The following is a 17,531-nucleotide window of genomic DNA, read 5'->3' as shown; positions in this document are numbered from 1 at the left end:
GACGCAAAGCGCTACCCTGCTGCCGTCCGCAGCAGGGTAGGCATCGTATGAACCACGTTCAGGAGCTCATCCTCGCTGGCAATGAAACCTTGGCGTGCCAGATCGATCAACTCCGCGATCCTCGTGAATCGACCGGCCACCGCAGCCCTGATCACCGGCAAGGTTCGCGTCGACATCTGTTGGGCCGCAGCCAAAGACGGCACCGCTCCAGCGTCGACCACTCCGTCCATCATGATCAGCCCGGGCACGCCCTGGCTTACCTCGGCGGCCAACCGGTCGATGTCCGGCTTCAACCGCGCCAACGCCTCCAGATCTGCTCGCAGGACTTGTCCCGTCACATCAATTTCCTCGCGACGAACTCAGTGAAAGTCGCCCAAGCCTACCGGGCAGAATTGGCATGTCACTTCAGATACTCAAGCCCCCAAGAACAGTCGGCATGCCTGCCGCCAGCTCGCGAGCACCACGCGCTCTGCCAGCAATTGCTGCGTGACCAAGAAGCGATCGGGTCGTCCTCCGCTCAGATGGGTTAGTGGTTGGCAATCACTAATCTCGGTATGCATGAAAAGTGAACAACGACAACTGACTTCGCACTGAGCATCGCTCACCGACGCCGGCCGGGGTGGTGAGCGGTACGCTGTTCAACATCCGGCGCCCGGGGGTGGACCATGCCGACAGTGTGCGTACCGCTGGCTGTCGATGAACACGACGGTGTCGCCGCCAAGAAAGCCCACCGGTCGGTGGGTCCGCGATGACCACGGCCCTGGTGGTGGGTTCAGGCCCTAATGGATTGTCCGCGGCGATCACCCTCGCCAGGGCAGGGATCACCGTCACTGTCGTCGAATCGGCGACGACAGTTGGCGGTGGTCTGCGATCCGGCGAGCAGACGCTGCCGGGTCTGCTGCACGATCACTGCGCGGCCATTGTTCCGACGGCGGTGTCATCGCCATTCATGAAATCGCTGGACCTGGAATCGCATGGTGTGCGGTGGGCGTGGCCGGACATCGATCTGGCGCATCCGCTCGATGGGGGCGCGGCCGGCGTTCTGTACCGCTCCCTGCCGCAGACGGCTGAGGGGCTCGGCGCTGACGGCCGGCGTTGGTCGGCTCTGTTCGGTCCGTTGGCCCGCAACTATGACGAACTCGCCAACGATCTGTTGTCGCCCGTGCTCAAGGTCCCGCACCGACCAGTTCGCCTGGCAATGTTCGGTTTACCAGCGATGATGCCGGCAACGGCGATGGCCCGCTGGTTTCGTACCCGGCAGGCGCGGGCCCTGTTCGCCGGCAACGCGGCGCACGCCTGGGTACCGCTGAGCCGACCGCCGACCGCGGCCTTCGCGATGATGTTCGGCGCGATTGCCCACCGGTACGGCTGGCCTTGTGTCGTCGGTGGAACCGCCCGACTCGCGGACGGGCTCGCCGGAATCCTGCGTTCACTCGGCGGCCGGATCGAAATCGGCGTCGACGTTTGCGAATTGAGCCAGCTGACGGGATACGACATGGTGTTTTTCGACACCGGTCCCGGCCTCCCGTCGAAGCTACTTGGTGCACGTCTGCCGGTGCGGGTGCGTCGGGCGTTGGGCAGGCAACGCTACGGGCCGGCGGCTTACAAGCTGGATTTGGCTGTGCACGAAGGGGTTCCATGGGCCAACCCCGAAGCCCGCCGGGCCGGCACCGTGCACGTGTGTGGCAGCGAGCGGGACGTCGTCGCTGCCGAACGTGCCACCGCCAGAGGGCAGCTGCCGGAGCGCCCCTTTGTCATCGTCGCGCAGCAGGCGCTGATGGACCCGGGCAGGGCCACCGGCGGGCTGGTACCCATCTACGCCTATGCGCACGTGCCACACGGTTTCACCGGCGATGCCACCCCGGCGATACTGCGGCAGGTCGAGCGATTCGCGCCCGGTTTCCGGGACCGCATCGCGGCCGTCGCCGAACACCGGCCCCGCGACCTGCAACGGGTGAACCCGAACAATGTGGGCGGCGACATCAACGGTGGGTCCATGGACATCAGGGCCTTCTTTGCGCGGCCACGACTGGCGGTCGACCCCTATTGGCTCGGCGTCGACTCCTACTATCTCTGCTCGGCGTCGACGCCACCGGGTGGCGGCGTGCACGGCATGTGCGGCCACCTCGCCGCCCGGGCAGCGCTGCGAAGACTCGGCCGAAACGCCTGAGGGCGGCACCGGCGACTACCGCACCTGCGGCATCACGTCACTGGCCAACAGCTCCAGATGCGCCAGATCCGACATGTCGAGCACCTGCGCATACACGCGTTGCACGCCCAGTTCGCTCCACGGCCCCAGCTTGTCGACGATCTCGGACGGCGTGCCGACCAGCGGGCTGTTGGAGCGCATCTCGTCGACCTCCCGGCCGATCACCGCGGCGCGCCGCGCCACCTCAGCCTCGTCGCGGCCGGCACACAAGACGAAAGCGCTCGAGTAGACGATGGAATCGGGCGCGCGGCCTGCCGCCGCGACGGCGTCCGCTACTCGCTGGAATTGTTTGCCGACCACGTCGATCGTCGCGAACGGCACGTTGAACTCGGCCGCGTACCGGGCGGCCAGCGCTGGGGTCCGTTTGGCGCCGGTACCGCCGATCACGATCGGCGGATGCGGGTCCTGCACCGGCTTGGGCAGTGCCGGCGAGTCGGCGATCGTGTAGTGCTCGCCCGCGTAACCGAAGGTCTCTCCCTTCGGTGTCGTCCACAACCCGGTGATGACGGCGAGCTGTTCGGTGAGCCGGTCGAACCGTTCCCGTACCGACGGAAACGGTATCCCGTACGCCTGATGCTCTGCTTCGAACCAGCCGCTGCCGAGTCCGAATTCCACACGCCCACCGCTCATTTCGTCCACCTGCGCCACCACGATGGCCAGCGGCCCCGGATAGCGGAAGGTTGCCGACGTCACCAGCGTGCCCAACCGGATGCGCGACGTCTCACGGGCGATCGCACCAAGCGTCACCCACGAGTCGGTGGGTCCCGGCCCGCCGTCACCGCTCATGGCCAGGTAATGATCGGAGCGGAAGAACGCGTCGAAGCCGAGATCCTCGGCGGACCGGGCAACGGCCAGCTGGTCGGCGTAGGTGGCACCCTGCTGCGGCTCGACGAAAGCGCGGAAGTCCATGAGTTCCTTCGGTATCTGCTTGCACCGCAACGTGATAGCGGCACGGTCGGTTCAGGATACGCCAGTGGGTTTACGGTTGGAATCGTTGAACCGGACACTGACGCGCTGAAAGCCTTTGACCCGTTCGGCTTTGGCTTTCCTGGTGTAGGTCTTGCGGTCCGCGGGGGTGAGATCCGCGTCGTCGGTGAACGGAGTGAGCAGGGAACGGGGGTGCAATCCTTCGACCAGCACCACGTTGATCTCGGCACATAGCACCAGAGTCGAAGACACCAGGAACAGGAACGCCAACATTCCCAGGACCAATGCGAACACGCTGTTGGTTGCACTCGAGGTTTTCACCACGTGGCCGATGTAACCGGCGCCGAACCACTGCAGGATCTGCCACACGACGGCCGCCGCAAGCGCTCCCGGGAGCACCTGCCGGTAGGTCAGCTCCCGTGCGGTGGTCACCCGGAAGGCCACCAGACAGATCCCGGCGTTGATGCCCACCGCCGCCAGCGCGACCCCGATTCTTCCGAATGGCCCGAGTGCGTCCGTTACGTGCGCGATCGCGGACAGCAAGGTGGTCACGAGGGCCGCCGAACCGAGCACCAGCAGCAGGATGAAACTGCGGACGCGGGACCGGATCGGATCGGGGCGCTCGTGGCGCGGCACCGCCCACACCGAATCCATGGCGTTCTGCAGCGCCTGCCCGACACCCAAACCGCCGTAGAGGGCGCCGACAATACCCACCGCGACCGCGCCGGCGCCCCCGCTGAGACCTTCAGGCTGGTGCAGCTGACTGCCGATGACGGGGAACTGGCTCAACGTGCTCTGCAGCACCTGCGCCTGCAGGTCGGGTCTGCCGGCCAGCAGCACCCCAAGGCCGGTGGTCAGCAACAACAGCAGCGGAAAGAGCGACACAAAGGTGTAGTAGGTGATCAGCGCGGCCAGATAGCCGCCCTGATCGTCGAGGTACTTGTAGACCACCGCGATGGCAACACCCACGGTGCGATTGCGCTGCTGCAATCTGTCCAGCCAGCCGACCATCGCCGCTCACTTCAATCTGCCAGGGCCCGGAACAAGGGCTGCCGCTGGAAGTACCCGCACGCGCAAACGGTCAATCGTTCCCGCTTAAGGCGGAAAGTTCCGGGTACCCGAGCGCCCGTAATCGACGATCCAGCTTTGGAGCAGCCATGCCACCGCGCCGCCAGCCCGACCAGACCGCCCCCAAGCGAACCAGCGCCACGGGCAACACCAACGGAGAGGTCGGTGACCACGACGCACGGGCCCAGGGCGGCAGGTACCTGACCACCGCGCAGGGACTGCGTCTTCCCGACACCGACCACTCCCTGAAAGCCGGTAACCGCGGCCCGACCCTGCTCGAGGACTTCCACCTTCGCGAGAAGATCACCCACTTCGACCACGAACGCATCCCGGAACGGGTCGTGCACGCCCGCGGCGCCGCGGCGCACGGCGTGTTCGAGTCCTACGGCACCGCCGCGTCGGTGACCAGGGCCGGCTTCCTGGCGCGCAAAGGCAAGAAGACGCCGGTGTTCTGCCGCTTCTCGACGGTGCTGGGCTCACGCGGGTCGGCCGACACCGTCCGCGATACGAGAGGATTCGCGGTCAAGTTCTACACCGACGAAGGCAATTTCGACCTGGTGGGCAACAACATTCCGGTGTTCTTCATCCAGGACGGCATCAAGTTCCCCGACGTGGTGCACGCCGCCAAGCCTCATCCCGACCGGGAGATCCCGCAGGCTCAGTCGGCGCACGACACGTTCTGGGATTTCGTCTCGCTACACACCGAGGCCACCCACCACGTGCTCTGGAACATGAGCGACCGAGGCATTCCGCGGTCGTATCGCACCATGGAGGGATTCGGTGTCCACACCTTCCGGCTGGTGAACAAGAAGGGCAAAACCAGCCTGGTCAAATTCCACTGGAAGCCGGTGGCCGGTGTGCATTCCCAGGTCTGGGAAGAGGCACAGATCGCGGCCGGTGTCGATCCCGACTTCCACCGCCGCGACATGGCCGACGGCATCGAGGCGGGTGCCCCGCTCGAATACGAGCTCGGCATCCAGGTCATGCCGGACGACGGCACCGACAGTTTCGAGGGCATCGATCTGCTGGACCCGACGAAGATCGTGCCCGAGGAGATGGTGCCGGTGCAGCTGATCGGCAAGCTGACCCTCAACGGCAATCCGACCAACTATTTCGCCGAGACCGAGCAGGTGGCCTTCCACCTGGGCAACCTGGTACCCGGCATCGAGCCGACCAACGACCCGCTGCTGCAGGCCCGGTTGTTCTCCTATCTGGACACCCAACTGACCCGCCTCGGCGGCCCGAACTTCACCCAGCTACCGATCAACCGGCCACACTGCCCGGTGAACGACATGCTGCGGGACGGCATGCACCAGACGGCGATTCACGCGGGGCAGGCACCGTACCGTCCCAACAGCATCGACGACGGGGAGCCGCTGGTCGCCGGTGCCGACGAGGGCGGATACGTGCAGACGCCGCGCCAGGTGCAGGGGCCGACGGTCCGGGAGAACCCGTCGTCGTTCGAGGATCACTTCACCCAGCCGGCGATGTTCTACCGCAGCCTGTCCACCGTCGAGCAGGCGCACATCGTCGAGGCGTTCACCTTCGAACTCGGCAAGTGCTACGAGCAGGCGATCAAGGAACGGCAGCTGCAAGTTCTTGCCAATGTCGACGCGGGCCTGTGCAAACAGGTGGCCGTCGGGCTGGGACTGCCGGTGCCGAAAGGCAACCCGCCCAAGGATGTTGTGCTCTCGCCCGCCCTGTCTCAGGTGGTGGAAACCCCCGGCCCGATCGATGGCCGCAAGATCGGCATCATCGCCGGCGCCGACTCCGACCTCGGTGGCGTGTCGAAACTCGTCGACGCGATCCTGGGGCTCAACGCCACGCCACTGGTGACCGCACCGATCGGCGGTGTCTTGAAAGCCGGTCGGCGCAGTGTGATCGTCGAGCGGACATTGCTGACCGCGAGGTCCATCGAGTTCGACGCGGTGGTGGTGGCCGCCGGAACGAAGCCGGCCACCGACCTGAAGCTGGTTCTGTTGCTGCAGGAGGCATACCGGCACTGCAAGCCGATCGGAGCATGGGGCGACGGGACGGCGGCACTGACGGCCGCGGGCATCCCGTTGGACGGTCCCGGCGTGCTGGTTACCGACAAGATCGACCGCAAGTTCACCGCGGCGTTGACCAAAGCGGTTGGGCTGCACCGGGTGTGGGAGCGGGCGATCGACGTGATGGCGTCCGAGGTCGCGCCGGCGCGCTGACCTCACACGGTCGCGCGGTCGCGGCCCTCCCAGTACGGCTTGCGCAGCTCCTTCTTGAGGATCTTGCCGGTCGGGTTGCGCGGCAGTTCATCGGCGAAGTCGATCGTTTTCGGGCATTTGTAGGCGGCCAGCCGTTCCCGGGCGAACGCGATGATCTCTTCCTCGGTGGCTTCACCCTCCACTGCGACAACGGCTTTGACCACCTCGCCCCACTTCTCGTCGGGCACTCCGATCACCGCGACCTCCGTCACCGCCGGATGTTCGGCCAGCACCTGCTCGACCTCGATCGAATAGATGTTCTCGCCGCCCGAGATGATCATGTCCTTGAGCCGGTCCTCGACGAAGACGTAGCCACCGTCGTCGACCCGGCCGATGTCTCCGGTGCGGAACCAGCCGTCCTCGGTGATGGCCTCGGCCGTCGCCTCCGGTTTGTTGTGGTAGCCCTTCATCAACTGCGCTGAGCGGAACCACAATTCGCCCTGCTCGCCGGCCGCCACGTCCTTGAGCGTGTAGGGGTCCACGACACGCACCTCCGCGCCCGGCACCAGCGTTCCCGCACTGCTGAGCCGCTCCGGGTGGTCGGTGGCACGGTGGGCGTCGGGCAGTAGATGGCTGATCACACCGCACAATTCGGTCAGCCCGTAGGCCTGGATGAAGTCGGTGTTGGGCCAGGCTTCCAGCGCCGCACGCAACAACGGCAGCGGCATCGGTGAGGCGCCGTACGAGTAGGTCTTGAGCGCGCCGAACAGCTTCACCGCGTCCTCACCGGACTCCAGAACCTTCGCCAGCACCGCGGGCACCAGGAATGTTCGGTTGGCGCCCTTGAGGATTGCCCCGGCCAGCGTCATCCCGTCGACATCGCGCGTCATCACGCTCGGCACCCCGTCGTGAATGCCGAACTGCACGTAGGACGAGCCGCCGACGTGGAACAGCGGCATCGACACCATGCTCTTGTCGCCGGGGTCGAATTCGAAACCTTCGTGGGCGTTGACCGTGTGCGCGATCATGTTGGCCTGCGTCAGCTGCACCCCCTTGGGGCGCCCGGTGGTACCCGAGGAGTACATGATGATGCTCACGTCGTCGGGTTCGACATCGTCGGCGCGGTTGGCCGGCGCCGCCCCGGCCAGCAGTGCCTCATACTCGTCGGCGTCGCCGCCTTCGGGTGTCACCGTGATGACGTGCTCGACGTGGGTGAGGTCGCCGCGGATCTTGTCGATGCTCGGCTTCAACTCCGCCCCGACGATCAATACCTTGGCCCCGGAGTCGTTGAGCACGTAGTCGAGTTCGTCGGCCGCGAGCCGGAAGTTGATGATCGCGTTGGCCGCGCCCAATGATGCGGCGGCAAAGGTCAACTCGACACACGCCGGATGGTTCTTGTCCAGGAAGGCCACCACATCGCCGCGCTTGATCCCGAAGGCCTTCAGCGCGCCGGCCAGACGGCGCACGCGGTCGTTCCACTGCGCCCAGGTCCAGTTGCGGTCCAGGTAGTCGATCGCCTCGTCGTCGGGCTTGGTGGCGGCCCAGTGCGCGAGGCGGTCATCCAGAAAACGGGGGTCTGCTAGGTCAGGCATGTCAAGAGCCTTCCACGTCCGGTGCCTACTGGTAAGCACATCATCCCTTTGCGGAGGCACATCAGTGTATGCGGGCGCTGCCGCCCAGTCCGACCTCCAGGACGCTGCCCGTGATGACCCCCGGGTCGGTGACCAGATACACGACGCCGCGGCTGACGTCTTCGGGCTGCAGCCACGGTTGAGGTATCGGGTTGGCCCGCATCATGCGCCGCACCAGATCGTCGGGAACATCGTCGCCGCCGGCAGGCTGCACCATCGGCGTCTGGGTGGTGGTCGGGCAGATGACGTTGACGGTGATGCCCTCTTTGGCGACCTCGAGGGCGACGGATTTGGCGAGCCCGATGATGCCCCACTTGGTGGCGTTGTACGCGGCGAGATCCGGGATCCCCATCCGGCCACCCATCGATGAAGTCACCACGATCCTGCCGAAGCGCTGCCGACGCATCACGGGAATGACGGCTCGCAGGGTATGGAAAACGCCGGTCAGGTTGGTGTCGACGAGCTGTTGCCACACCTGGTCGCTGACCTCGTCCAGCGGTCCGGTGCTGACGATGCCGGCATTGGCCACGGCGATGTCCAGGCTGCCCAGCTCGTGCAGCGTCTGGTCGACGGCCGCGGCGACCTGCGCGGAGTCACGGACGTCCACGGCGAGCGGCAGACAACGGCGTCCGAGGTTCTCGACCAACCTGGCGGTCTCGCGCAGATCCTCCTCGGTACCCAGCGGATAGGTGAGACCGGCCATCGGCCCCGGCGCGTCGGCGGCGGCGATGTCCGCGCCTTCGGCCGCCAGCGCCACCGCATGTGCACGGCCCTGCCCGCGGGCCCCTCCGGTGATCAGCGCGACCCGGCCATCCAAAGCACCCATGGCCGAGACGTTATCCCCTGCGCGCGAATGCGATTGCGGCGGGCGCTCTTCAGATCAGTGGCGTTGCCAGGGCGGATGGGGGTTCGGAATGCAGACGCCGCGCACGCATCCCAGCACGCCCCGCACTGGTGGCGGGGTGGCTTTCGGCGGCGGCTGGCATCCAGCGGGGGGACAGGGCGGATCGCCGGGGCCAGAGTTCGCCTGGGCCAGCGGTGCGGCCATCAACGAACCCGCGGTCAGCGCTGCTGCAATCAACATCTTGGCTGCGATCATCTGACTCTGTCCTCGAACGAACTGCATGCAAGGTCAACGATAACGCGCGTCAGGCGGTTCGGACCCCGGTCGGCAACGAGCGCATAGGCTTTGCATATGAGCGCCGGGGAGCAGCGCGCGGGGATCGATCTCACCAACTTGGACCAGCCGCTGAGTCCCGATGCCGGCGCAAGCAAGCGCGACCTGGTCGACTACCTGGACGCGGTAGCCGACCGAATGGTGCCCGGGCTGGCCGGGCGGCCGCTCACCGTCCTGCGGGTGCTGCGTGGGCGGGCGCCGTTCATGCAGAAGAACGTGCCGAAATACACACCGGACTGGGTGCGCACGGTTGCCATCTGGGCCGAGGCATCGCACCGCCAGGTGCACTACCCGGTGTGCGACGACCGTCGAACCCTGCTGTGGCTCGCCAATCAGCGTGCGGTGGAATACCACCCCGCGCTGGGCTTGGCCGACAACATTTATCGGCCGACGCACCTGGTGCTCGATCTCGACCCGCCAGCCGAGGGCGACTTCGCCGCAGTGGTCAGGGTGGCTCACCTGGTGCGTCGGGCGCTGCGGGACTGCGGCCTGGCCGGCGCGGTCAAAACCAGTGGCGCCAAAGGCGTACACGTGTTCGTGCCGGTCGACGACCAGGCGCCCGGCGACGACGTCGCGGCGGCCACCCGCGCGCTGGCCGCTCGCACCGAAGCGCTCGATCCTGATTCGGCGACAACGGCTTTCATCATGGAGGACCGCGCGGGCAAGGTCTTCGTCGATGCGACGCGCGCCGGGGGCGCCACGGTCGCCGCCGCCTATAGTCCCCGGTTGCGCGCCGGTACACCGGTGTCGTTTCCGCTGGACTGGTCGGACCTCGACCGGGTGAACCCCGCCGAGTTCACGGTGCACACGGCGATCGCAGCCCTTGCCGGGCGCGACCCGTGGCGTGCGTCGATGCCGGCGGCGCAACGGCTGCCCAGCGACCTCATCGAGCAAGGCCGTTCCATCCCGGTCGCGCGGGTCGCCGCGATGCACGAAGGGAAGCGACGCGCCCGAGCGCGCCGGGCGCGCGAGGGGTGAGCGCAAAGGAGGACAATCGCGCGATGCCTCAGATCGACATCGCCGTCGTCGGCGTCCACGTTCTCGATACTCACGTCCTGGGGGTCACCGCCATTCCGGACGGCTCCGAGGGCCAGCTGGTCGAGGCCATCAAGATCTCCCCGGCGGGCACCGCGGGCGGCACGGCCGTGGTGCTGAGCCGGCTGGGAGCCCGGGTCCGCTCCTACGGAGCCGTCGGCACCGATGCGCTCGGTGACACCCTGCTCGGGCTGCTCGCGGCCAACGGAGTCGACACCGCCGGCATCGCGCGCACCACGTCCACCCAGACCTCGGCCTCGGTCATCCCGGTACGTCCCAACGGCGACCGGCCCGCCTGGCACTGTCCGGGTGCCAACGCCACGCTCACCCTGGACGCTCTCGATCTCGACGACATCGCCCGCGGCGCGCACCTGCATCTCGGCGGACCGGAGTTCCTGGGCGGAGCCGCCGCCGCAACACTGCTCACACGCGCCAAGGGCAACGGGCTGTCGACGTCGGTCGACATCCTGGCCGGTGGCAACCCGGGCCTGCTGGCGTGGATAGTCGAGGCGCTGCCGCACACCGATTACCTGCTACCCAACGACGAGCAGGTGCTCGGCTTTACCGGCGCTGCCGATCTCGAGACAGGTGCCAGGGCCCTGCTGGAAGCCGGTGCCGGCTGTGTCGCGGTGACCCGGGGCGCCCAGGGCGCGCTGGTCGTTACACCCGGGGAGACGATTGCGGTGCCCGCGCATCCGGTCGACGTCGTGGACACCACCGGGTGCGGCGACGCGTTCTCGGCGGGGTTCATTCTCGGGCGCGCGCTGGGGCGTGACCTGGCGCAGTCGGCCCGTCTGGGATGCGCCACCGCGGCGCAGGTCGCGCGCGGCGTCGGCACCGATGCGGGGTCCTACGACCTCGCGGCAGTGGACGCTTTCCTGACTCAGAACCAGGGGCCCGGGTAGCGGCCGTCGGTGTCGCGCACCAACAGGATCTCCCGGCATTCCCCGTTCTGCTGGGGTGCGGTCTCGCCGCTGCACACCAGGGTCCAGCCGGAAATGCGTCCGAACGGTCGCTCGGTCCAGTTGGTGGCGACCGGGTTGGTCGCCGGCAGCGCGAGCACGGAATAGGTGCCGCCGGTGTTGGTGACGTACAGATGGTCGCCGAAGAACGCCAATTTCGAAATCGGTTGCTTCTTGGCCTCGTCGCGTGCGGTGAGCAGGTCCCAGTGCTGGGTGCGCAGATTCCAGACGCCGTAGCCGAACTGGGAACCGGCCGAGCCGCGCCCGTCGACGAAGAGTTTGCCGTCCGACAGGGTGGCGGCCAGCCCACCCCCCGAAATGCGCTCGGCATCACCGAATTTCACAAGAGCCCGGGCGGTCAGGTCGTAGAAGGTGGTCGACATGACCGGCGGATTGTGCGAGTCCCAGTGCGTGATTTGCACGAGTCTGTCCGGCCCGTCCGATAATTCGGAGTCCACGGTGGCCACGTCATTGTCCTGGTAGACGGGTTCCCCTGTGGGCAAACGCAATTCAGCGCCGAGCGGGCCACCGGGCACCGGAGTGCGCTGGAATGACAGCACGTCCTGCCACACCCGGGCCTGCTCGGGGTCCTCCCAGCGGGTGGCCAGATCGGTATTGGACAGGATCGTGGTTTTCGGAGGCGACGGCGTCCCCCGCGCATCGTCGAAGGCGTTGATCCACGCCACTCCGGTGGTGGTCGGGGCCAGCCGCCAATCCTTGGCCGCGGCGAGCTTCAGCCCGGGTCCGGGCGGGAGCACCTCGCGGGTTGCCAGCGGCTGACTCGATTTGAGATCGAACAGGTAGGCGGTGGCCTTGACCGCCTCCGGTTTCTGGCCGGGCACGGCGGTCGCGACGACGTAGACGACCTTCATGTCGCCGACGTTGTTCGACAGCGCGCACATCGCGCCGGTGACAGTCTCGCCGGCAGCAACCATCGGCACCGCCGGCATGATCAGGTCGGCAGTTTTCGGGTCGAGGACTTTGGGCCGGATATCTTCCAGAGCGGATTTGCTGGTCGAGAATTCCGTGGGGCAGCCGAAGTACACCGTGTCGCCGTAGGTTTTCCAATCTTTCGCCAGTGGGCTGACGTGCGGCGGCTGCGGCGCGACGGTGTTGGGCGGCGGCTTGACCGTGGTGTGCGTGGTCTGTGCTGCGGGCGGTGTGACGGTCGCTGACGTGGAGCAGGCGGCGATCCCGAGGCATGCCGGCAACGCGACCAGCGCACGTATGTAGCCGGACGCGAACAGCCTGTTCAGCACCCTCATCAGCGTTCCCCCCGCTAAGTCATGTGTGCTGTGAGCCTAAAGGCGTTTTTTGTGCACGGCGAATCGAGCGCTTTGCGGAAGAAATCGCCCGCCGTGATAGACCCGACATCATGAGTGCTCTTGCCGAAGAAACACGCTGGATGGACGCCACGGACCAGGCGGCGCTGGTCGCCCGGGGAGAAGTGAGTCCGGGGGAGCTGCTGGACGCGGCAATCACACGCATCGAGCAGTCCAATGCGGCCCTGAATGCCGTGGTCATCGAGTGGTTCGAGCACGCCCGCTCGGTGGCTGCCGACCCCGGTCTTCCAGACGGCCCGTTCCGCGGTGTGCCGTTTCTGCTCAAGGACCTCTACACCAGCTTCGCCGGACAGACCCTGTCCAACGGCAACGTGGCGCTCAAAGAGGCCGGCAAGGTCGACGCCGCGGACACCACTCTGGTGTCCCGGTTCAAGGCGGCCGGGCTCGTCATCGCCGGCCGGACGAACAGTCCCGAAATGGGCAGCCTGCCGACCACCCAGCCGCTGGCCTGGGGGCCGACGCGTAACCCCTGGGCGCTGGACCGGACCTCGGGCGGCTCGAGTGGCGGGGCGGCCGCGGCGGTCGCGGTCGGGATGGTGCCGTTCGCCAACGCCTCAGACGGTGGCGGCAGCATCCGCATCCCGGCGTCGTGCTGCGGGCTGGTGGGCCTCAAGCCGAGCCAGGGCCGCATCACCGTGGGCCCGAAGCGGGCCGAAGCGGGGCTCGGTGTCGAGTTGTGCGTCAGCCGCACCGTCCGGGATACCGCGGGCTTGCTCGACGCGGTGCGGGGGCCCGGAGTCGGCGACACGGTGATCGCGCCGGCACCGGAACGTCCGTATCTGCAGGAGTTGGGTGCCGACCCTGGGAGGTTGCGCATCGGGCTGCTCGATATCCACCCGCGCGGCGGATTCGTGCACGAAGATTGCGTCTCCGCGGTGCGCGCTGCAGGATCGATGCTCGAGGGCCTCGGCCACATCGTCGAACCCGCATGGCCGTCGGCGCTGGCGGATCCGAGTTTGCAGCAGAAGTTCATGGCGCTGTGGGCCACCCAGATGGCGATGGCCGCGCGCGGGTTCAGCGAAACCCTCGGCCGCGAGGTCACAGCCGAGGACATCGAGCCGGTCAACTGGGTGCTGATCGAACGGGCAAAGCACGTGACTGCGGTGGATTACGCCGCGGCAGAGAACGCGGTGTATGCGTTCCGCCGTGCACTGCAGCAATGGTGGGCCGACGGCTGGGACCTGCTGCTGACCCCGACGGTGGCCGAGCCGCCGTTGCCGCTCGCCGAATTCGAGAACAGTCCGGACCATCCGACGGCGCCGATGCGCCGCGGCGGCGAGTTCGCCGCATTCACACCGCCATTCAACATGAGCGGCCAGCCGGCGATCAGCCTGCCGTTGTACCGCAACGCCGATGGACTGCCGGTCGGTGTTCAGCTCGCTGCCGCGTACGGACGTGAGGACGTGCTGATTCGGATTGCCTCCCAACTGGAGTCGGCTCACCCGTGGTCGTCTCACCGCCCGGCGGTTCCGTGACGCGCGAAGACCGGAGCGCCTCGCCCGACGGTCGCTACATCGTCGGGGTGGAACAGCTTGAGGTGCGTGCCTTTCAATGGGTCGATACTCCTCAATTGGTGGATCGTGCAACAGATTTGACGGTGCTGGAGCTGACCGATCCGTGCTGGCACCTGGACTCTGCGGACTGGCGCAGCGCAGCGGTGGTGACCTTGCGGCTGCGGCATTTCCCGGATGGCCTGGCGAGTTATGAGGTCACTGTGGACTGCGGGCAACTCACCGCGTCGGTCGACGGCGGAGAAGCGCGGCCGCTGGCTGAGCTCGACGAGGTGCTGGCGGCCGCGACTAGGGATCGAACGCGATAGGCAGGCTCAGCGGCCCGCTCAAGCTCACCATCGGCTTCCACGGAGCGGGGCCGACGATACGGGGGTTCTGGATCCGGCCGGTGAGCACCGTCAGCGCCTCGGCGAGTTCGCGCCTGGCGAGGTTGGCGCCGAGGCAGTAATGAATGCCGCCACCGAATGTCAGTATCGCCGGCGCCCCTTCGCGGGTGATGTCGACGCGTTCGGGGTCGTCGTAGACGGACGGATCCCGGTTGGCCGCAGCGGTATTGACCAGAACCATGGTGCCCGCCGGGAAGAGGTAGCCGTCGATCTCGGCATCCTCGGTCACCAGACGAAGGGTTCCGCACGCGATGGGGGAGTGGCGCATCGTCTCCTCCACGGCGCGCATCGCCAATTCGGGGCGTTCCGCGAGCAAATCCCACTGATCCGGGTGCTCGCACAGCACGTGCACCGACGCCGCCAGCTGATTCCTGGTGGTGTCGGTACCCGCCAGCAGCAGTCCTCCCGCGAGCATCCGCAACTCGGCGGGATTGAGCCGGTCACCGTCATCCTCGGCGCGGATAAGCTCCGACAGCAGGTCCTCGGTGAGGCTGTGCCGGCGCCGGGCGACCATCTCGTCGACGTAGTCGTCGAGTTCGCCCCAGGCGCGCATGACATCGGGCTCGATTTCACTGACGCCTGCGATGAAGCTGAAGGCCTTGAATATCTGGTCGGCCCACAGCGAAAACCGTTGCCAGTCTTCGCGGGGTGCGCCGAGCAGGGCGCAGATGATCGGCACCGGGTAGGGCCGGGCCAGGTCGTTGACCACGTCGCAGTGCCGCGTGTCCGCGACCTGATCGATCAGATCGTTCATCACGGCCACCATGGTGTCGTGCAGGCGCAGGGTGGCGCGGGGTGTGAACGCCTTCGACGTCAGGCTGCGCAGCCGATGATGGGCGTCACCTTCCAGGCACAGCAGGCTGTTCATCACCTTGTCCCACAGCGGTCCAGACGTGATGCCTTGCACAACAAGGTTCAGGCCCGGCGGGATCTGAAAACGACCGTCGCGCAGCACGGAACGAACCAGGTGATATGACAGCACCTCGGGTCCGAACGGCCCCAGAGCGATGGGGGCCTGCCGTTGCGCTTCCCGGATTCGCGGGTAGACGGCCGCCGGAGTCTCGGTGGGTTCATACGACAGCGTCGGCAGATCTGCCTCGAAAACGCTTGGGGGAGTGGTGCCGACAGTCATGATCGCCCCGGCGGTGTGCCCGGCGAGTTGGCGCGACCCGGATCTGGTGCGGAATTTTTCATCGCTCGCCACCTGCCACTGAAGTGCGGCCCAGGGTCCACAGGCCGCCTGGACAACTGTCAGATAATGTATGGCCGCAGTATGACGCTTGTCAACGAATTTGACCCGATGTGACGGATCTATCGGCTCGTTTTACCCGAGCGAAGCAGCGTCGCCATACGGGATGGTGGATCGCGTATGGTCGAAATCCGCCCGGAATAGAGTAAGGGCCGGCAGGACGTCGCCTGCCGGCCCCTACTTGAAGAATGTCGGGTTATATGACGGTCACTCCCGTGGCCTGCGGCCCCTTGGCGCCTTGCCCGATGTCGAATTGGACTCGCTGGTTCTCTTCGAGCGACCGGTAGCCATTCCCGTTGATCTCGGAGTAGTGAACGAACACATCTCCGGTGTCGCCGTCGGGAGCGATGAATCCGAAACCTTTATCGCTGTTGAACCATTTCACAGTCCCCTGTGCCATACTTTTTCTACTCTCTCATTCTGGATGGATGCCGAAAAACATCCCGCATGACACTAGCACGGCTGCCTGGGTGACATTGCCCTTCGTGCTTGAGGTTTGATCGTCTCGTCGCAGATCTCGGTACTTCGGGATTCGCCTTTGTGCCGAATAGCGTTGCAAGGGAATGGAATTCGCCACTTTTTGGAGTCACGTCGCATTACTTCCGCGCCGCCTGGCATGGTGAAAGTTAGGCCAGTCTTGCTTCGGCAAGAAGCCACGAGAGCGCCGTCGGCACCGAAGCGCCGAATCGGTCACCGCGATAGTGCGACGTCGGGCCGGTCGGCTCATCGATTCCCTCGGTCAGCACAATTTTCCCGTGACTACCTACCTGTACGAGCGCTGCCCCGGACTGCGCGACACCCTGCACCGCGCCCACCTCGGCGACGGCCCCACGCCGGTGCGCATGCTGTCCGGCCTGGGCGGCGCCGGTTCGCCGCTCTGGATCAAGGATGACGGCGCCTACGGTAACGGAGGCTGGGGCGGCAACAAAGTGCGCAAACTGGAGTGGCTGCTACCTGAAGCGAAAAGGCTTGGGCGCAAAACGATTCTGACCTTCGGTGGACTCGGTACCAACTGGGGCCTGGCGACCGCACTATACGGCCGCGAGTTCGGCCTGCGCACCGCGCTTGCGCTGATCGATCAGCCGGTCGACGAGCATGTCACGGCTCAGCTGAAACGCTTGCGTGCCTGCGGCGCGGACATCTACCTCACGCACAACAAGCTCCGGACAGCGGCGGCGGTGCCCTACCTGTATCTGCGCCACCGCCGGCCCTATTTGCTGCCCGCCGGCGGATCTTCCCCACTGGGTGTCCTCGGATACGTCGAGACCGCACTGGAAATCGCCGCGCAGGTCGACGCGGGCGCGTTGCCGGAGCCGGCGTCCGTCGTGGTGGCCGTGGGATCCGGCGGCACGGTCGCCGGTCTGCATCTCGGATTGGCGCTGGCCGGTCTTGGCACGACGGTGATCGGCGTCGTCGTCAACGACACGCTGCGCCTGGACCGCCGATCGATCACCTCGCTCGCTGGTCGCGCCGCACGCCTGCTGCGGCGCCGCGGGGCGCACGTTGCTGATACTCCGGGAGATCGCCTTCTGCTGCTGCGCGACTGGCTCGGCCGGGGCTATGGCCACCCGACGGCCGAGGGCGCCCGGGCACTGCGGCTTGCGCACGACGCAGAACACCTTGACCTCGAACCCGTCTATACCGCGAAAGCGATGGCGGCCCTGCTGGACTTGCGTGCCTGCGGTCGACTACCCGATGGGCCGGCGCTTTATCTGCACACGAACGGTCCACGGGCGCAATTGCGCGGAACCGATCCTCGGCAGGTCCGGCCCATCTCGTAGTCGGGCAGCTCGAAATCGTCGCGCGCCCAGGTCGCGGGCGCGAAATCCGCGCTTTCCGCAACCGGGGGTAGC

General features: G+C 66.7%; 16 protein-coding genes. 8 read left to right on the top strand and 8 right to left on the bottom strand.

All coding sequences use genetic code 11. The annotated features are described in order from the left end of the window. Positions 1-11: 11 nt before the first annotated feature. Entirely contained in the window at positions 12-338 is a 327-nt protein-coding gene (locus QXH22_RS09100; RefSeq protein WP_306242404.1) for a hypothetical protein, read from the bottom strand. A gap of 410 nt (positions 339-748) precedes the next feature. Between QXH22_RS09100 and QXH22_RS09095 the strand changes: the two genes are divergently transcribed. Further along, on the top strand, positions 749-2,170 hold the full coding sequence (locus QXH22_RS09095; protein ID WP_306275414.1) for an NAD(P)/FAD-dependent oxidoreductase: 1,422 nt from the start codon (positions 749-751) through the stop codon (positions 2,168-2,170). 15 nt (positions 2,171-2,185) lie between these two features. Here QXH22_RS09095 and QXH22_RS09090 read toward each other — a convergent pair whose 3' ends face one another. Both QXH22_RS09090 and QXH22_RS09085 read right to left on the bottom strand, forming a co-directional pair. Continuing rightward, entirely contained in the window at positions 2,186-3,118 is a 933-nt protein-coding gene (locus QXH22_RS09090) for an LLM class F420-dependent oxidoreductase (RefSeq protein ID WP_306275413.1), read from the bottom strand. Between the two features lie 51 nt (positions 3,119-3,169). After that, positions 3,170-4,147 (bottom strand): YihY/virulence factor BrkB family protein, encoded by a 978-nt coding sequence (locus QXH22_RS09085; protein WP_306275412.1) that lies wholly within the window; start codon positions 4,145-4,147, stop codon positions 3,170-3,172. A gap of 146 nt (positions 4,148-4,293) precedes the next feature. Here QXH22_RS09085 and QXH22_RS09080 point away from each other — a divergent pair, with 146 nt between their 5' ends. Beyond that, complete coding sequence (locus QXH22_RS09080) at positions 4,294-6,405, top strand: catalase (protein ID WP_306275411.1); 2,112 nt, start codon at positions 4,294-4,296, stop codon at positions 6,403-6,405. Positions 6,406-6,407: 2 nt separating this feature from the next. On the opposite strand, the gene QXH22_RS09075 is transcribed toward QXH22_RS09080, so the two are convergent. Then, positions 6,408-7,976 carry a long-chain-fatty-acid--CoA ligase gene (locus QXH22_RS09075; protein ID WP_306242393.1) on the bottom strand — a complete coding sequence of 523 codons (1,569 nt, stop codon included), beginning with the start codon at positions 7,974-7,976 and terminating at the stop codon, positions 6,408-6,410. A 61-nt stretch (positions 7,977-8,037) separates the two neighbouring features. Next, entirely contained in the window at positions 8,038-8,841 is an 804-nt protein-coding gene (locus tag QXH22_RS09070; protein WP_306242391.1) for a mycofactocin-coupled SDR family oxidoreductase, read from the bottom strand. Between the two features lie 88 nt (positions 8,842-8,929). On the opposite strand from QXH22_RS09070, the gene QXH22_RS09065 reads away from it, so the two are divergent. The 3 genes from QXH22_RS09065 (at position 8,930) to QXH22_RS09055 (ending at position 11,132) form a co-directional block, all read left to right on the top strand. Next, complete coding sequence (locus QXH22_RS09065) at positions 8,930-9,118, top strand: hypothetical protein (protein ID WP_306275410.1); 189 nt, start codon at positions 8,930-8,932, stop codon at positions 9,116-9,118. Positions 9,119-9,210: 92 nt separating this feature from the next. After that, on the top strand, positions 9,211-10,170 hold the full coding sequence (locus tag QXH22_RS09060) for a DNA polymerase domain-containing protein (RefSeq protein WP_306275409.1): 960 nt from the start codon (positions 9,211-9,213) through the stop codon (positions 10,168-10,170). Between the two features lie 23 nt (positions 10,171-10,193). Then, positions 10,194-11,132: a carbohydrate kinase family protein gene (locus QXH22_RS09055; RefSeq protein ID WP_306275408.1), complete on the top strand. Its 939-nt coding sequence runs from the start codon at positions 10,194-10,196 to the stop codon at positions 11,130-11,132. Here QXH22_RS09055 and QXH22_RS09050 read toward each other — a convergent pair. Then, the gene (locus tag QXH22_RS09050) at positions 11,111-12,454 is read right to left on the bottom strand and encodes a hypothetical protein (RefSeq protein WP_306275407.1); all 1,344 of its coding nucleotides are present in this window, start codon (positions 12,452-12,454) and stop codon (positions 11,111-11,113) included. The two genes, QXH22_RS09055 and QXH22_RS09050, sit on opposite strands and share 22 nt — an antisense overlap. 110 nt (positions 12,455-12,564) lie before the next feature. Between QXH22_RS09050 and QXH22_RS09045 the strand changes: the two genes are divergently transcribed. Both QXH22_RS09045 and QXH22_RS09040 read left to right on the top strand, forming a co-directional pair. Further along, a complete protein-coding gene (locus tag QXH22_RS09045) occupies positions 12,565-14,007 on the top strand; it encodes an amidase (RefSeq protein WP_306275406.1) in 1,443 nt (480 codons plus the stop codon). After that, positions 14,004-14,351, top strand: coding sequence for a hypothetical protein (locus QXH22_RS09040; protein ID WP_306275405.1), 348 nt, complete (start codon positions 14,004-14,006; stop codon positions 14,349-14,351). The genes QXH22_RS09045 and QXH22_RS09040 overlap by 4 nt, the downstream gene beginning before the upstream one ends. Here the strand turns inward: QXH22_RS09040 and QXH22_RS09035 are convergent. Together QXH22_RS09035 and QXH22_RS09030 are read right to left on the bottom strand one after the other, a co-directional pair. After that, a complete protein-coding gene (locus tag QXH22_RS09035) occupies positions 14,332-15,561 on the bottom strand; it encodes a cytochrome P450 (RefSeq protein WP_306276003.1) in 1,230 nt (409 codons plus the stop codon). The two genes, QXH22_RS09040 and QXH22_RS09035, sit on opposite strands and share 20 nt — an antisense overlap. A gap of 313 nt (positions 15,562-15,874) precedes the next feature. Next, positions 15,875-16,078 carry a cold-shock protein gene (locus QXH22_RS09030; protein ID WP_055578804.1) on the bottom strand — a complete coding sequence of 68 codons (204 nt, stop codon included), beginning with the start codon at positions 16,076-16,078 and terminating at the stop codon, positions 15,875-15,877. Between the two features lie 355 nt (positions 16,079-16,433). Here QXH22_RS09030 and QXH22_RS09025 point away from each other — a divergent pair, with 355 nt between their 5' ends. After that, positions 16,434-17,459 carry a 1-aminocyclopropane-1-carboxylate deaminase/D-cysteine desulfhydrase gene (locus QXH22_RS09025; protein ID WP_306275404.1) on the top strand — a complete coding sequence of 342 codons (1,026 nt, stop codon included), beginning with the start codon at positions 16,434-16,436 and terminating at the stop codon, positions 17,457-17,459. The last annotated feature ends 72 nt before the right edge of the window (positions 17,460-17,531 follow it).

The sequence above is a fragment of the Mycobacterium sp. TY814 genome, assembly GCF_030755175.1.
In the GTDB taxonomy this organism is placed as follows: Bacteria; Actinomycetota; Actinomycetes; order Mycobacteriales; family Mycobacteriaceae; genus Mycobacterium.
Note: the sequence above shows the minus strand (reverse complement) of the source record. Positions and strands in the feature narration are given on the sequence as shown.

Bases quoted from the DNA above. Each gene is read 5' to 3' on its own strand.
- QXH22_RS09090 (WP_306275413.1), bottom strand. From the start codon at position 3,118: ATGGACTTCCGCGCTTTCGTCGAGCCGCAGCAGGGTGCCACCTACGCC.
- QXH22_RS09095 (WP_306275414.1), top strand. From the start codon at position 749: ATGACCACGGCCCTGGTGGTGGGTTCAGGCCCTAATGGATTGTCCGCG.
- QXH22_RS09075 (WP_306242393.1), bottom strand. From the start codon at position 7,976: ATGCCTGACCTAGCAGACCCCCGTTTTCTGGATGACCGCCTCGCGCAC.
- QXH22_RS09050 (WP_306275407.1), bottom strand. From the start codon at position 12,454: ATGAGGGTGCTGAACAGGCTGTTCGCGTCCGGCTACATACGTGCGCTG.
- QXH22_RS09030 (WP_055578804.1), bottom strand. From the start codon at position 16,078: ATGGCACAGGGGACTGTGAAATGGTTCAACAGCGATAAAGGTTTCGGA.
- QXH22_RS09080 (WP_306275411.1), top strand. From the start codon at position 4,294: ATGCCACCGCGCCGCCAGCCCGACCAGACCGCCCCCAAGCGAACCAGC.
- QXH22_RS09045 (WP_306275406.1), top strand. From the start codon at position 12,565: ATGAGTGCTCTTGCCGAAGAAACACGCTGGATGGACGCCACGGACCAG.
- QXH22_RS09055 (WP_306275408.1), top strand. From the start codon at position 10,194: ATGCCTCAGATCGACATCGCCGTCGTCGGCGTCCACGTTCTCGATACT.
- QXH22_RS09035 (WP_306276003.1), bottom strand. From the start codon at position 15,561: ATGACTGTCGGCACCACTCCCCCAAGCGTTTTCGAGGCAGATCTGCCG.
- QXH22_RS09085 (WP_306275412.1), bottom strand. From the start codon at position 4,147: ATGGTCGGCTGGCTGGACAGATTGCAGCAGCGCAATCGCACCGTGGGT.
- QXH22_RS09065 (WP_306275410.1), top strand. From the start codon at position 8,930: ATGCAGACGCCGCGCACGCATCCCAGCACGCCCCGCACTGGTGGCGGG.
- QXH22_RS09070 (WP_306242391.1), bottom strand. From the start codon at position 8,841: ATGGGTGCTTTGGATGGCCGGGTCGCGCTGATCACCGGAGGGGCCCGC.
- QXH22_RS09060 (WP_306275409.1), top strand. From the start codon at position 9,211: ATGAGCGCCGGGGAGCAGCGCGCGGGGATCGATCTCACCAACTTGGAC.